The 13,842-nt window shown below is 71.3% G+C and carries 15 protein-coding genes; 7 read left to right on the top strand and 8 right to left on the bottom strand.

Annotation, left to right across the window (positions count from 1 at the left end; all coding sequences use genetic code 11):
• Positions 1-87 precede the first annotated feature (87 nt).
• The gene (locus ACFWVC_RS07075; protein ID WP_384279713.1) at positions 88-2,415 is read left to right on the top strand and encodes a SpoIIE family protein phosphatase; all 2,328 of its coding nucleotides are present in this window, start codon (positions 88-90) and stop codon (positions 2,413-2,415) included.
• Between the two features lie 14 nt (positions 2,416-2,429).
• On the opposite strand, the gene ACFWVC_RS07070 is transcribed toward ACFWVC_RS07075, so the two are convergent.
• Positions 2,430-2,966, bottom strand: coding sequence for a winged helix-turn-helix transcriptional regulator (locus tag ACFWVC_RS07070; protein WP_384279708.1), 537 nt, complete (start codon positions 2,964-2,966; stop codon positions 2,430-2,432).
• Positions 2,967-3,047: 81 nt separating this feature from the next.
• Here ACFWVC_RS07070 and ACFWVC_RS07065 point away from each other — a divergent pair, with 81 nt between their 5' ends.
• Positions 3,048-4,205 carry a methyltransferase gene (locus tag ACFWVC_RS07065; protein WP_384279703.1) on the top strand — a complete coding sequence of 386 codons (1,158 nt, stop codon included), beginning with the start codon at positions 3,048-3,050 and terminating at the stop codon, positions 4,203-4,205.
• A gap of 295 nt (positions 4,206-4,500) precedes the next feature.
• On the opposite strand, the gene ACFWVC_RS07060 is transcribed toward ACFWVC_RS07065, so the two are convergent.
• Entirely contained in the window at positions 4,501-4,995 is a 495-nt protein-coding gene (locus ACFWVC_RS07060; protein ID WP_384279699.1) for a hypothetical protein, read from the bottom strand.
• Positions 4,996-5,529: 534 nt separating this feature from the next.
• Between ACFWVC_RS07060 and ACFWVC_RS07055 the strand changes: the two genes are divergently transcribed.
• From ACFWVC_RS07055 to ACFWVC_RS07045, 3 genes are all read left to right on the top strand, one after another.
• Positions 5,530-5,904 (top strand): hypothetical protein, encoded by a 375-nt coding sequence (locus ACFWVC_RS07055; protein WP_384279694.1) that lies wholly within the window; start codon positions 5,530-5,532, stop codon positions 5,902-5,904.
• A 198-nt stretch (positions 5,905-6,102) separates the two neighbouring features.
• Positions 6,103-6,483, top strand: a complete 381-nt coding sequence (locus ACFWVC_RS07050) for an ArsR/SmtB family transcription factor (RefSeq protein WP_384279689.1) — start codon at positions 6,103-6,105, stop codon at positions 6,481-6,483.
• A 210-nt stretch (positions 6,484-6,693) separates the two neighbouring features.
• On the top strand, positions 6,694-7,119 hold the full coding sequence (locus ACFWVC_RS07045) for a hypothetical protein (protein WP_384279685.1): 426 nt from the start codon (positions 6,694-6,696) through the stop codon (positions 7,117-7,119).
• 88 nt (positions 7,120-7,207) lie between these two features.
• On the opposite strand, the gene ACFWVC_RS07040 is transcribed toward ACFWVC_RS07045, so the two are convergent.
• A complete protein-coding gene (locus ACFWVC_RS07040; RefSeq protein ID WP_384279680.1) occupies positions 7,208-7,414 on the bottom strand; it encodes a cold-shock protein in 207 nt (68 codons plus the stop codon).
• A 304-nt stretch (positions 7,415-7,718) separates the two neighbouring features.
• Here ACFWVC_RS07040 and ACFWVC_RS07035 point away from each other — a divergent pair, with 304 nt between their 5' ends.
• On the top strand, positions 7,719-7,967 hold the full coding sequence (locus tag ACFWVC_RS07035) for an SCO5918 family protein (protein WP_384279675.1): 249 nt from the start codon (positions 7,719-7,721) through the stop codon (positions 7,965-7,967).
• Between the two features lie 51 nt (positions 7,968-8,018).
• On the opposite strand, the gene ACFWVC_RS07030 is transcribed toward ACFWVC_RS07035, so the two are convergent.
• The 3 genes from ACFWVC_RS07030 to ACFWVC_RS07020 all read right to left on the bottom strand — a co-directional run bounded on the left by ACFWVC_RS07030 (position 8,019) and on the right by ACFWVC_RS07020 (position 10,087).
• Positions 8,019-8,264, bottom strand: coding sequence for a hypothetical protein (locus ACFWVC_RS07030; protein ID WP_384279671.1), 246 nt, complete (start codon positions 8,262-8,264; stop codon positions 8,019-8,021).
• A 163-nt stretch (positions 8,265-8,427) separates the two neighbouring features.
• Positions 8,428-9,000 carry a TetR/AcrR family transcriptional regulator gene (locus tag ACFWVC_RS07025; protein WP_384279666.1) on the bottom strand — a complete coding sequence of 191 codons (573 nt, stop codon included), beginning with the start codon at positions 8,998-9,000 and terminating at the stop codon, positions 8,428-8,430.
• A gap of 121 nt (positions 9,001-9,121) precedes the next feature.
• Positions 9,122-10,087 (bottom strand): SDR family NAD(P)-dependent oxidoreductase, encoded by a 966-nt coding sequence (locus ACFWVC_RS07020; protein WP_384279663.1) that lies wholly within the window; start codon positions 10,085-10,087, stop codon positions 9,122-9,124.
• Positions 10,088-10,560: 473 nt separating this feature from the next.
• Here ACFWVC_RS07020 and ACFWVC_RS07015 point away from each other — a divergent pair, with 473 nt between their 5' ends.
• Entirely contained in the window at positions 10,561-12,297 is a 1,737-nt protein-coding gene (locus ACFWVC_RS07015; protein WP_384279660.1) for an MFS transporter, read from the top strand.
• 71 nt (positions 12,298-12,368) lie between these two features.
• On the opposite strand, the gene ACFWVC_RS07010 is transcribed toward ACFWVC_RS07015, so the two are convergent.
• Both ACFWVC_RS07010 and ACFWVC_RS07005 read right to left on the bottom strand, forming a co-directional pair.
• Positions 12,369-12,992 (bottom strand): TetR/AcrR family transcriptional regulator, encoded by a 624-nt coding sequence (locus tag ACFWVC_RS07010; RefSeq protein ID WP_384279657.1) that lies wholly within the window; start codon positions 12,990-12,992, stop codon positions 12,369-12,371.
• The gene (locus tag ACFWVC_RS07005) at positions 12,989-13,660 is read right to left on the bottom strand and encodes a hemerythrin domain-containing protein (protein WP_384279653.1); all 672 of its coding nucleotides are present in this window, start codon (positions 13,658-13,660) and stop codon (positions 12,989-12,991) included. The genes ACFWVC_RS07010 and ACFWVC_RS07005 overlap by 4 nt, the downstream gene beginning before the upstream one ends.
• Between the last annotated feature and the right edge of the window lie 182 nt (positions 13,661-13,842).

The following is a 13,842-nucleotide window of genomic DNA, read 5'->3' as shown; positions in this document are numbered from 1 at the left end:
CGCACTGAGCCGATCGGTGTAGCTGTCGGGCGGGCGGGCCTGCCGTCGGCGGGGGACGGGCAGGGATGGAGGCGGAGGTGCTTTCGCATGCCCAGCGGTGACGTGCTCGTGCTCGTCGATGAGGGTGGCCGGGTGGTCGAGTGGCGGCCCGCGGCCGAGGAGCTGTTCGGGTGGTCCGCCCAGGAGGCCGTCGGGCGGTCCGTGACCGCGCTCATGAACGAGATCCCCGGGGCCGCCGGCGACCGGTCACCGCGCGATGGGCTCCCGAACGCACCCGGGGTGCTGGTCAAGCCGGTGCTACTGGGCACCTCCGTGGCCTGGCAGGTGCTCTCGGCGGGGGACGCCGAGGCGGAGCAGGACGTGACGCAGCAGGACGTGGCGGTCCTCAATGCCTTGTTCACGCACTCGCCTGTGGCCCTGCACGTCCTCGACGACCGGCTGCGCGTGGTCCGCGTGAGCGCCGCCGGACGCGGGCTGCGTTCCGTCCCCGCGGAACACCTCATGGGCAGGCACTTCACCGAGGTGTGCGGATTCGACGTCCCGCAGGCGGAAGCCGTCGTGGCGCAAGGGGTCCTCGACAGCGGGGAGCCGGTGGTGGACCGGCTCGTCCGGGGCGTCAGGCCGTCGGAGAGGGAAAGACGCCCCGTCCGCTCCGTCTCCTACTTCCGGCTGGAGGACGCCCACGGCGATGTGCTCGGCCTGGTGGCATCGGCGGTGGACGTCACGGAGCGGGAGAACGCGCGGAGCCGCCTGGCGTTCCTGGACAGGGTCCGTGCCCAGGTGGGGCATCTGCTGAACGTGGCCGCCGTCTGCCAGGAAGTCGTCGAGGTGGTGGTGCCCGCCTTCGCGAGCGTCGCCGTCGTCGAAGTTGTCGACGACGTCGTCCGGGGAGAGGAACCTCCCGCCGTCCCCGCCCGCCAGGACATCCCGCTGCGCCGGGCGGCCTTCAAGGGGGTCGTCTCGGGACACCCGGTCGGGGACGTGCGCGCCCTGCCGTCCGGCACGCCGTTCTCCCACGTCCTGTCCGACATGCGGCCGCGCCTCGTCCGGATCGACGAGGACAGCCGGTGGCTGGACATCGACCCGGCCCGCGGCGATGCCATCAGGCGATCGCTCAGCCGGTCCTTGATCGTGGCGCCGCTGGAGTTGCGCGGCCAAGTGCTGGGCGTGGTCAGCTTCTACCGCCAGAAGCACGAGGACCCCTTCGAGGAGGCCGACGTCCAAGTGGCGTCCGCGGTGTGCGCGCACGCCGCGCTGTGCATCAACAACGCCCGTCAGTACATGCGCGAGTGGATCATCGCGTCGACCGTCCAGCACAGGCTTCTCCCCCAGCGAACCGTCGTACCGGGCACCATGGAGATCGCGCCCCTGCACCTTCGCGATCCGGAGGAGGCGGGCGCGTGGTTCGACGCGATTCCGCTGCCCGGCGCGCGCACCGCGCTGGTCGTCGGCGACGTGGCGGGGCAGGGAATGACCGCGGCGATCATCATGGGACTGCTCCGCACGGCCGTGCACACCCTCGCCGCCCTGGACCTCGAGCCCGACGAGTTGCTGGCCCGCCTGAGCGACACCGCGACACGTCTCGCCGCCGCGTATGCCACTCTGCCTCCGTTCGACCCCAGCTACCACGGTCCCCTCACCGCCGGCTGTCTCATCGCGATCTACGACCCGGTGGATCTCACCTGTACGGTCGCCCGCGCCGGCCTGCCGGAACCGGTCGTCGTCCTCCCCGACGGCAGCACGTCAGGACTGTCCGTCCCGCCCGGCCCCCTGCTCACCGGGCCGGGCAGGGCCCCGTTCCCGGCGGCCACCGTCAGCCTCCCCGAAGGGAGCACTCTGGCCATGGGCACGGCCGCGCTCGCGGACCAGGTCCTGACACCGGCCGGCCGGTTGCGCCCGCTCCTGAACGGCGCGCACGCACGGCCCCTGCGCGACCTGCACGACGGCATCGCCTCCGCGGCCAGGGACGAGCACCCCGCCGGCGAGACACTGATCCTGCTCGCCCGGACGAAGGCGCTGCCAGCGGAACGGGTGCTGACCCTCCCGTTGCCGGCGGGCGCCGAGGCCGCGCCCGTCGCCCGCGCGGCGACGCGCCGGCAGCTGGAGGTCTGGGGCGTGGACGAGGAGACGGCGTTCACCGCCGAGCTCGTCGTCAGCGAGTTCGTCGGCAACGCGGTCCGCTACGGCGCTCCACCGCTGCGTCTGCGCCTGATCCTGGACCGGATGCTGACCTGCGAGGTCGGCGACGCCGCGCCCAGCTCACCGCGGGTGAAACACGCGCGCACCATCGACGAGACGGGCCGGGGGCTGTTCATCATCGCGAGCCTCGCCGACCAATGGGGCACCCGTCACCACGCGCGGGGAAAGACGGTCTGGGCAGAGCTGCCGACGAGGCCGGCGGCGCCGGCCACGTAGTCCGGCGGATGGTGTCAGCTGTCCGGCCCGGTGGACCGGCGGGATCGCCCGGCACGTGCCTCACGGCGGCGGGGCGTGTCGACCGGCACGGCGGTCTCGATGGGGTCGGCCGCGCGCGACCGGACCACGAGCATGTCGCCGGAGTTCAGCGCCCTGCCGTCCTCGGCCGTGAGCGTCAGCGGCTGCGGCTCCTGCCCGGTACGGGCGTCGACGACGCGGGTCATCAGCTCGTCGTCCTCGAAGAGGTGCTTCTGCCCCCACTGCCGCAACGCCGCCAGCACCGTGTGAAAGTCACGGCCCTTCTCGGTCAGCACGTACTCGTGCGAATTCCCGAGCCCCGACTCGCGGACCTCGAAGATCCCCACCGCCACCAGCTTCTGCAACCGGGCGGTCAGCACGTTGGTGGCCAGCCCGATGCTCTTGCTGAAGTCCGTGAACCGCGTGACACCGTGCATCGCGTCCCGGAGGATCTGCAGCGTCCAGGTGTCACCGACCTCGAACAACGACCGGTCGATCGGGCAGGCCGAATCCCCCAGATCACTACGCTTCACGGCGACTCCCCTCACGGCTCACTTGCAATTGTAGAGCAAGGGTGGCGGTCGCCGGTACTGTGGCCCGTACGCTGAGGGGCGATGAACCTCTTCAGCACGCCGTGGGGCGCACTCGAACTGACCCGCTTCCCGGCGGACCCGCGGGAGTCGCTGCGGGCATGGGACGCCGCGGACGACTACCTGCTGCGGCACCTCGCGGAGACCGGAACGGACCTGACGGGCGAGATCGCCGTGCTCGGGGACCGCTGGGGGGCGCTGGCGACGGCGCTGGCCGCCCACCGTCCGACGCAGATCACGGACTCCCACCTCGGGCAGCAGGCCACCGCGGCGAACCTGCGGCGCAACGCGCCGCAGGCGCAGACACGGGTACGGATGCTGACCACGCGGGACGACCCGCCCGCCCGCATCGACGTACTGCTGGTCAGGGTGCCCAAGAGCCTGGCCCTGCTGGAGGACCAGCTGCACCGGCTGGCGCCCGTGCTGCACGCCGGGACCGTCGTGGTGGGCGCGGGCATGGTCACCGAGATCCACACCTCGACGCTGAAACTCTTCGAACGGATCGTAGGGCCGACGCGCACCTCGCCGGCGGTCCGCAAGGCCCGGCTGATCTTCAGCACGCCCGATCCCGCGGCGGACCGCGGGCCGAACCCGTGGCCGCTGCGGTACGCGCTGCCCGACGACCTCGGCGCGCTGTCCGGCCGCACCGTCACCAACCACGCGGGCGTCTTCTGCGCCGACCACCTCGACATCGGCACCCGCTTCCTCCTCCGGCACCTGCCGGCCCGGCAGGGCCCCGACAGCGTGATCGACCTGGGCTGCGGCAACGGGGTCGTCGGTACCGCGGTGGCGCTCGCCAACCCCGACGCCGAGGTGCTGTTCGTCGACGAGTCGCACCAGGCCGTGGCGTCCGCCGAGGCCACGTTCCGCGACAACCTGGGGCCCGCAGCGAAGGCCGGCTTCCTCGTCGGCGACGCCGCGGACGTCCTGACGGCGATCCCGCCCGGCGGCGCCGACCTGGTGCTCAACAACCCGCCGTTCCACTCCCACCAGTCGGTGACCGACACGACCGCCCGCCGTATGTTCCACACCGCCCGGGCCGCGCTCCGCCCCGGCGGCGAGCTGCTGGTGATCGGCAACCGGCACCTGGGCTACCACGTGCGCTTGCGGCGCCTCTTCGGCAACTGCGACGTCGTCGCTTCCGACCCGAAGTTCGTGATCCTGCGGGCCGTCAAGGGCTGACCGCGAGGCCCCGGCCGATCGGGCCGGGGCGTATTTCCCGCAATTCGAGCGGACAACGGAAGCCGTCCGGGAATTCCTCCGGAAAAGTCCACTACTTCTTCGTACGAATCACGCGCCGGGCGCATTTTTCAGTACGAACCGGAAATACGCCGTACGCCGGGCCCGATACCGGCTGCCGCAAAGCGTATGTGCGGACTGCCTGTTCGGGCCGGCGGCGAATCCCGCGTGAATCGCGGGTCGCCACCCGGCCCGCGGGCGCCGCGCCCGTACGCACAGGCAGGGCGCCGCCCTCCGCTCACGCGAAGGCGACCTCGTCGAACGAGCAGCCGCCACGGTCAGCCGGCGGCAGGGTGTAACGGGAGGTGAGCTGCGGCGTCCGGCGGAAGTACTGCCGGAAGCCGGATGCCCGGAACCTCAGGTCGAAGGCGTGTCCTTCGACATGCCAGTGCGGCAGGTCCTGCCGGTCGTCGTCCGGTGTCAGCCGGTGCACGGCGTCGATCTCCAGGTCCGGCGACCGGCCCTTGAATCCGAGACCCCCTTCGAGGTCCTGGACGTCGTCGAAGACCAGCGTCGCCGGGGACACCCAGAAGGTGAAGTGCTTCTCCGGCGGGAGCGGTTGCACCCAGCGGACGATGTAGTCGAGGTCGAGCAGGAGGCGTGGCGGGTCCGCGTCGGTCTGCCGCACGTGAAGGCCGTGGACGGTGGCGTAGTGCCACCCCATGTCCTCGAAGTCCGCGTCGCTCCACACGCTCTTCGAAAGACCCGATTCCTGGTGATCATCTGCGCTCATTGCTGCATCCAACCAAATGTCAGCCCGGCGACGACAACGAGGGGACATGGCGACAGGCCGAGGTCCGGGGCGTGTTGGCCAGACTATCGCGGGTGAGCCGGCGGACCACGACGCCGGCCGCACACCGGTGGATCATGGGCCAGGGCGGGCGGGGCCGGTCCGGAGCGGCCGTGCGGACGATGTCCGGCCGGCGACCGGAGACGTGCGCGGTCCGGTCGGCGAGGCCGCCGGCGAAGCCCCGGATGGCCCACACGTTGCCCACGTTCGGGTGGTTCGGCTGCGTCGCGTCCACGGCAGCGGCCCGCGTGGCGGGACCGGACGTGAGGCAGACCTCCGGGTCCCGCCGCACCGGCCGCGCCCAACGGCCCCTGGGGCAGGGGAAGGCGGCGCCGGATCCTACAGCGGCCCGCGCGGCGCCCTGGCCGGGATCGGAGTTCTCCTCCCCGTTCCGCACACGTTCAGTAGCGTCCCCGTCACAGCGCGCCCGGCAGTTCGCATGCCGGGCCACGAGCAGCGAGAGCAGGAGAAGCGACGATGGCGAACATCGAGACCTCCCTCAAGGAGACGATGACGTCGATCGAGGGCAGCGTGGGCGCCGCTCTGGTCGACTACACCAGCGGCATGGCGCTGGGCACCATCGGCGGCGGGAAGGACTTCGACCTGAGCGTCGCCGCCGCGGGCAACACCGATGTGATCCGCGCCAAGACCCGCACCATGAAGGAACTCGGCATCAAGGAGGAAATCGAGGACATCCTGATCACCCTCGGCACCCAGTACCACCTGATCCGGCCCCTGAAGAACCGCGGCGGCAAGGGGCTGTTCCTCTACCTCGTCCTCGACAGCGCCCACGCCAACCTGGCGATGGCCCGCCACCAACTCAGGCGCATCGAGGCCGAACTGGAGATGTAGCGACGACCCTGCCGCCCCGGGCTCCGCATGCCCATGAATTGAAGAATGTTTCAATTGGGCACATCCTGATCCAGAGAAGCGCGCAAATCCATCGGCGTGCGGGCCCCGGGAGCGGAAGGATTGGACTGCAGCGTCGCGTCGGCCGTCTCGGCGGCCGACACTCATCGGCCGTCGAGTCCGGGCAGGAGCTATCACACGATGCAGGTACCGCTGTACCAGGCCAAGGCGGAGTTCTTCCGCATGCTCGGGCACCCCGTGCGCATCCGGGTCCTGGAGCTGCTGCAGGACGGCCCCAAGCCCGTGCGGGACCTGCTGAACGAGATCGAGATCGAGCCCTCCAACCTGTCCCAGCAACTGGGCGTGCTCCGGCGCTCCGGCATCGTGGTGTCGATCCGCGAGGGCTCGACCGTCAGCTACGCCCTCGCCGGGGGTGACGTGGCGGAGCTGCTGCGCGCCGCGCGCCGCATCCTCACCGAACTCCTGGCCGGGCAGAGCGAACTGCTCGCCGAGCTGCGCCAGGCCGACACCGACAGCGGTACCGACCACGCGGGCGACACGGCCGTCCACCGGGCGGGCTGAGCGGAACCGGGGCGGCTCCTCGGCGGACCCGGCTCGCCGAACGACCCGGAACGGTCCCTGGACGACGAGGGGCGTCACCGCGCCCGGGCACGACCGGGCCGTGCGTCCTACGATGGGACGAAAGGCCTCGGGAACCGACCACCATCACATCCGGCGCGCAAGCCGTGCCGTGTGCCGCACCGCGGTTCGCCGGTCGAGGGAGGCAGCACCGTGTCGCGTCGGCCCTTGTCGTGCTTCGTGCTCGCGCTCTCCGCCGCCCTCACGCCGGCGACGGCAGCCGTGGCGAGTACGGACCCCCCGATGTTCCTGGACGACCTGGCCCAACGCCCGTCCGCCATGCCACCGGCCTTCGAGGCGACGAGCACCGTGGCTCTGGAGGGTCTGCGCTGGTCCCATTGGGGGTCCGCGACGGCGACCGGCCGGGGCACGCTGAGGATCAACACCTGCGAGCCCACATGCGCCGACGGCCGCGTCCGCGTACTGCCGGATTCCCAACTCCAGGTGCAGGGCGTGCGGATCGACAACGGCCGCCACTTCTACCGGCAGTACCGGATCCTGAACGCGTCCTTCTCCCCGTCGGACCGCGCACAGTACTCCCGTTGGGCCGGCGCCTACACGCCCGGCGACTTCCGCTAGCGGTTGAGCGGGGCCGAGCGGCCGGGCAAACAGTTCGGGGCCGGCACCTTCGCAGGTGCCGGCCCCGAACCGCGAAACGCTTTCGGCGTCAGCCGACCGGAACGATGTTCTCGGCCTGCGGGCCCTTCTGACCCTGCGTCACGTCGAAGCTCACCTTCTGGCCCTCCTGCAGCTCACGGAAGCCCTGGGTGGCGATGTTCGAGTAGTGGGCGAAGACGTCAGCGCCGCCACCGTCCTGCTCGATGAAGCCGAAACCCTTTTCCGCGTTGAACCACTTCACGGTGCCAGTTGCCATGATGAAACATCTCCTTCGGGAGCAGTACACCAAATCCGCACTGTGCGGACTTTTGTCGCCGCAATGACCCTCCGGAAGGACCGGAAAAACAAAAATGCACCTGTGGGTCACATCCCGTCAGGCGCACATAAAGTTCATGGGTACCAAAACTGCAACGTATCCAACCTAACACAGGATTCACGCCTGGAGCGGGAGGCGCGACGAGGAAGGTTGGTGTCGGTTCACGTCCCCGCCCTGTCGTTCTGAGCCTCGCAATGTGCAAGGCTGGTTGTGCCAGCTCATCCGTCCACCGTGTGGAGACCCAGTGCGCTGCATCATCGCCGGTTACCCCTTCGACCTCACCGCAAGCGAGGTGCAACGGGCCATGAGCGGCATCGCTCCTGAGCCTGTCTCCGGCGAGTGCGTCCTCATCGACCAGCGCTCCTACCCCGTCAAGCAGGTGGGGGCGGTGATCACCCGCCAGGACCGGCGGGACTTCACCGCCGCGGAGGTCACCCGGGCCATGAAGCGCCTCGGATTCACCTGCCACCCCGCTCCCCCCGCCGACGCCTGAGCGCGAGCACTCTCGCCGGAGCCGCCACCGGAACCGGGACCGAGGGCCATGTCAGCCGCCCGCCGACGGGGGAACGGCCAGCCACGGCTGGAATCCGCCGCCGGGGAGTTCGGGCGTCTGGGCGGTGTTCACCGTGAGGTGGAGCCGGGTGCCCTGACCGTTGGGACCCGCGGGGTAGCTGCGCTGTTCCGAGCTGGCGAACCAGGCACGGAGCACTTCCGCCACTTGGCGCGCCACTTCCGGGGAGGCCGCGGTGATGCGGACCTCGGCGAGGTGGGGGGCCGTCGTCGCGGCCATCACGCCGCCTTCCAGCCCGGCGACAGCCGGGCGGTCGTGTTCCCGACGACGACGCCAACGCTGATGCCAACGCACGAAATGCCCTCGGTAAGATCACTCTACTCCTCATACATGACCACCGGCGGCGGGCCGCCGGCGAGGGCGTGCCGAGCGGGGAGCAGCGTCACCCAGGGTGGGGCAGCAGCCGGTCGGTCATGGCGGCGACCGCGGAGACGACCGCCGCACGGTGCCGGTCACGCCGGGCCGCCTCGTCGCCCTCGGCCGGGTCGCGGATTCCGCGGGGCGTGAAGTACCAGGACTGCGCGGCGGACAGAGCGATCATCAACGCGTCCATGCCGGCTTCCAGGTCCGCGCCACATGCGTCGGCGACGGCCTGGGCCTTGGTCACATGGGCTTCCCGTTCCGCGGCTGACGCCTGGGGCCGCTCAAGCGCCTTCCACTGGGTCAGCCGGATCAGGTCCGGGTCGTCGGTGAAGGCGTCGAAGAGCGCACCGGCGTACGCGGCGAGGTCGCCGGGGGTGAACGGGACGACGTCGGCCAGCACCCGCAGGCGCGCTTCCAGCACGGCGTCGAAGAGTTCGTCCTTGGAACCGAAGTAGGCGTAGATGGCCTGCTTGTTGGCCGGCGCGGCCTTGGCGATCCGGTCGACTCGCGCGCCGGCGAGCCCGTGCGCGACGAATTCGCCATAGGCGGCCTCGATGAGGCGCGCACGCGTAGCGGCAGAGTCGTAGACCATGACGACAGCCTAGGAGAGCCGGGCCTGGTCGCGGTGACGGGCTTGCGCGCGTGCCGCCCGGGCACTAGGGGACCTCCGAGCAGCCCGCTCCGTCCGGATGATCGGGAGGACCGGCCGGCTCTCAGATTCCGAGTGCCAGTGCCTTCGTGACCTCGTCCCACAGGCGGTCGGCGGCCGTCTCGTCGATGGCCCAGGCGGCGACACCGTTCTTGCCCGGCGCGGGCTCGGGCTGCGGAGCTGCCACCTGGCAGTCCTCGAAGTAGCGGCCCGTCACGCCTGCCACGAGCGGCGAGGCGGCCAGCAGTACGGAGGTGGCGGCGCCCTGCTGCGGCGTCTTCCAGCCGGGCGGCACCTGGAGCTTCCGGCCCGCTTCGTCGGTCGCGCCCACGAAACGGAGCTGATCCTCGCTGAGGTGGCGCTGGAGGTTGGTCATGATGCCGCCGGGGTGTAGCGCGTTGGCGGTGATGTCGCCGGCCGCCCAGCGGCGGGCCAGGGCGACGGTGAACAGGATCGCGGCCGACTTGGACTGGCCGTAGGCCGTCCACGCCTCGTAGGGGCGGTGGGTGAAGTGGATGTCGTCGAAGTCGACGGGGGCCATGAGATGGGCGGAGGAACTGACCGTGACCACGCGGGCCCCGCCCGCCGCGCGCAGGGCGTCGTGCAGACCGAGAGTGAGGGCGGCGTGGCCGAGGACGTTGACGGCGTACTGCTTCTCCCAGCCCTGCTCGGTGCGGCTGAGCTCGGGCAGCGCCATGATGCCGGCGTTGTTCACCAGGATGTGCAGGGGGCCGCCCCAGCTCTCGGCGAGGGCACGGGCGGAGCCGGGGTCCGCCAGATCCACATGGGCGACGTGGACGTTGCGGCTGCCGGTCTGCTGCCGGATGCGGTCGGCGGCGCGTTCACCGCCGTGAACATCGCGTACGGCCAAGGTCACCTCCGCGCCGGCTCCGGCGAGAGCGAGCGCGGTTTCGAGGCCGATGCCCGACGCACCGCCGGTGACGACCGCACGCTTGCCGGTCAGGTCCACGTCGTGGACGACCTCCGTCGCCGTCGACAGGGCTCCGAAGGGAATGCGGGAGGAAGGCAAGGAACGTGAAGAAGGTGAAGAAGGTGACACGGGTGCTCCAGGGATTCCGGAAGAGGTCGGACGGGCAATTGAATCCATCCGGTTGGTTGGAACGATACCCCTCCCTCCCCCAAAACCAACCAGGCGGTTGGATCTCCGGGGGATGTCCGGGTCCCCGAGCGTCACCGGGGAGGACGCGCCCCGCGCGCGGCCCCGGCAGAGCCGGGCAAGGCTGAGGGCGAGCAGAGGGCCACGGTGCGGAACCCGCCGCAGCCCCATGCCTGGGTCGGCCCCCGCCACGGCACGGTGGCGGGGGCCGGCAACCCGCGGGGCCCGGCGCACCGCCCGCCCGAGAGGCCTCCGGAACCTCACCGGCCCCCCGGTTCGCACTTTCATCCCTCGTGCCGGAATAGTTGCCTCGACATACGGGTTTGCACGAGATGTGGCGTGATGCACGCCGCCGTGTCCTCTTCCCGGCCCGGAGGCCCCACTCAATGACCCTCACGACGACCGAACAGCCCACGCGGAGAACCACCGCGGCCGTCGTCCCCGTTCTCGCCTTCGCAGGCATCGTTGTCGCGGTCATGCAGACGCTGCTGGTCCCCGTCATCAAGGACCTGCCGCAACTGCTGCACACCGCTCCCAGCAACGCCACCTGGGTCCTGACCTCGACCCTGCTCTCCGGTGCCGTGGCCACACCGATCATGGGCCGCCTCGGCGATCTCTACGGCAAGCGCCGTCTGCTGATCACCAGCCTCGCGATCATGGTGGTCGGCGCCGTGATCAGCGCCGTCACCAGTGATCTGCTCACGATGATCGTGGGCCGCACGCTGCAGGGCTTCGCCATGGGCGCGATCCCGCTCGGCATCGGGCTGATGCGCGACATGCTGCCGCGCGAGCGACTCGGCTCGGCGATGGCCCTGATGAGCTCCTCGATCGGTGTCGGCGGCGGCCTCGCGCTGCCCGGCGCCGCCCTGATCGCCCAGCACACCGACTGGCACGCCCTCTTCTACGCCGCCGCCGCTCTGGGCGTGCTCGCGATCGCGCTCACCCTGATCGTCGTGCCCGAGTCCCCGATGCGCGCGAAGGGCTCCTTCGACCTGCCCGGCGCGATCGGCCTGGCCATCGGGCTGGTCCTGTTCCTGCTGCCGATCACCAAGGGCAGCGACTGGGGCTGGTCCTCCGGCACCACGCTCGGCCTGTTCGGCGCGGCCGTCGTGATCCTGCTGCTGTGGGGCCTGATGGAGCTGCGGTTGAAGGCACCGCTGGTCGACCTGCGCACCACCGCGCGCCGCGAAGTGCTGCTCACCAACCTCGCCTCGATCATGGTCGGCGTCAGCTTCTACGTGGTCTCGCTGGTCCTGCCCCAGCTGCTCCAGCTGCCGGCAGCCACCGGCTACGGCCTCGGCCAGTCGATGGTGGTCGCGGGCCTGTGCGTGGCCCCCCTGGGTCTGACGATGATGCTGACGGCCCCCGTATACGCCCGGCTCTCCGCCCGTTTCGGCCCGAAGGTCACCCTGATCATCGGCATGCTGATCATCGGGCTCGGCTACGGTGGCGGCCTCGGGCTGATGAGTGCCGCCTGGCAGACCGTGATCACGGCGGTGGTCCTGGGCGCCGGCATCGGGCTGGCGTACTCGTCCCTGCCCGCGCTGATCGTCGGCGCCGTCCCGGCTTCCGAGACGGGCGCCGCCAACGGCCTGAACACCCTGATGCGGTCCATCGGCACGTCGGTGTCGAGCGCCGTGATCGGCATGGTGCTCGCCAACACCGCGGACCACGCGAACGGCCTCGCCATCCCGACCATGCACGGTTTCCGCGTGTCGTTCCTCATCGCCACCGGCGCGGTCGCCATCGGCGTCCTCCTCGCCCTGGGACTGCCGGGACGGCGGGCGGCCACGGTGCAGCTGCGGGCGAGCAGCGAGGAAGCGGCCGGCCTGGCGAACGCCGAGGAGGCCCTGCGGGGCTTCCGCGGCCGGGTGCTGGCGGCAGGCGGAACGCCCGTCGCCCGTGCCAAGGTCACGCTGATCGACCGCCGCGGCCGCCAGGCGGGCGCGACGATCTCGGGCGACGACGGGACGTACACCCTCACCGTCCCGGCCGAGGGCCACTACGTCCTGGCCGCACGCGCCGCCGGGCACGGCCCGCTGGCCTCCTCGGCGACCCACCCGGGACACGCGCGCCTGGTGGACCTGGACCTGTCACTGCCCGGCGAGACGGTCAGCGCCTGAGTCCGAGCCCGGGCACGGGCCCGGGCAGCGACGGCGGCCGGTGTGCACTGTGCACCCGGCCGCCTTCCGCGTCACAGGGGACGCAGCGCCGAGCGGGCCAGGTGCGTCAGGCCGTCGCGCATCCGGTCCTCGCCCAGTTCCGGGAGCAGGGCGCTGATGTGCACGGCGGACAGATTCGCGAGCAGGGCGTGAGCGCAGGTCTCCGGATCGGCCGAGGCGTCGAGCAGGGTCATGAGGTGGCGGTGCCAGAAGCGGTAGGCGTCGGCCCGGTGGCGCGAGCCGGTGGTCGCGGTCTCGTGGAGGCGCGCCAGAGCGAGGTGCCGCAGCAGATGGTCGAAGCAGGCGTCGACGAACGCGGCGAGGCGGTCGCCGGCGGCGGCCCCCGGGCCCAGCGGCGGCGGCCCGTGCAGGACGGCGTCCCGCAGGTCGTGCTCACGCTCGGCCAGCAGCGCCGCGGCGAGTCCGGCCCGGTCGCCGAAGCGGCGGAACACGGTGCCCTTTCCGACGCCCGCGGCCGCCGCCACCTGGTCCATCGACACGCCGTCCACGCCGTACTCGGCGAACAGCCCGGCCGCGGCGTCGAGTATCGCGGCGCGGTTGCGCGCGGCGTCCGCCCGTTCGCGGGGAGGCCGGGGCCCGGCAGCCCCGCCGGCCCCGCCACCGGCCGCGGTGTTCGGATCCGGGTGGGCGGTCAACTGCCCACGCGCGGCGGGGTCGAGGTGCCGTGCACGCGTTTGGCGTGGCTGGCGTACAGCCGGGGCCCCACGATCGGCATGATCATGCGGGCCGCGAAGGGGGCGTGCGCGAGCACCGCCTTGACGACCTCGGGGTCGCCCTCGTACATCACCATGCCGAAGGCGAGCGGCAGGTCCTTCTTCGGGCTCTTTTCCATGCCGTGCTCCCCGAGGAGCTTCCACTCCGCGGCGGTGATGTACTTCTCCGCCAGGGGCAGGATCTCCTTCTCCTCCAGGGCCATGTGCTCCAGCAGCGCGCCGAGCAGCCGCTCGAAGGCGTCCGCGAGCTCCTCGCCGCCCTGAGCGGTGGAGCGCCAGCCGCGCAGCAGGTCCGTCACCTCGTCGAGGGCGCGCTCGATCACATGGTGCTGCCCCTCCATCGTGGGCACGATGGCCGCGGTCTCCTGCCCGCCCCGCTCCAGGAGGCGCGGCCACACGACCGCGTCCTCGCCTTCGTGGTGAAGGTGCAGGATCAGGCACACCTTGTCGGCGTGGGCCGCCACGACCTCGGCACGCTTGGTGTCACCCGTGGCGACGTCCCGCACGAGCTGCGGAAGCAGCCGGAACTCCCTCCGCATCATGGTGTGCGCCATATACATGTCACGCACATCGGCCATCGGCTCGTTCACTGCCTGACTCACTCGAACCTCGCTCTGAGCATGTGGATCCTTCGAGCGATGCTGTCAGGACGCGGCCCCGCGGCCATCGGGAGGATTGCGTATCCTGCGCCGGCCTCCGCACCGGCATCGCCGCCGCCGGGCGGCGGGCATGGGGAGAAGTCCCGACCTCGCCCCACTCGGCGCACCTGGCC

The organism is Streptomyces sp. NPDC058691 (assembly GCF_042714775.1).
Classification (GTDB): Bacteria; Actinomycetota; Actinomycetes; order Streptomycetales; family Streptomycetaceae; genus Actinacidiphila.
Note: the sequence above shows the minus strand (reverse complement) of the source record. Positions and strands in the feature narration are given on the sequence as shown.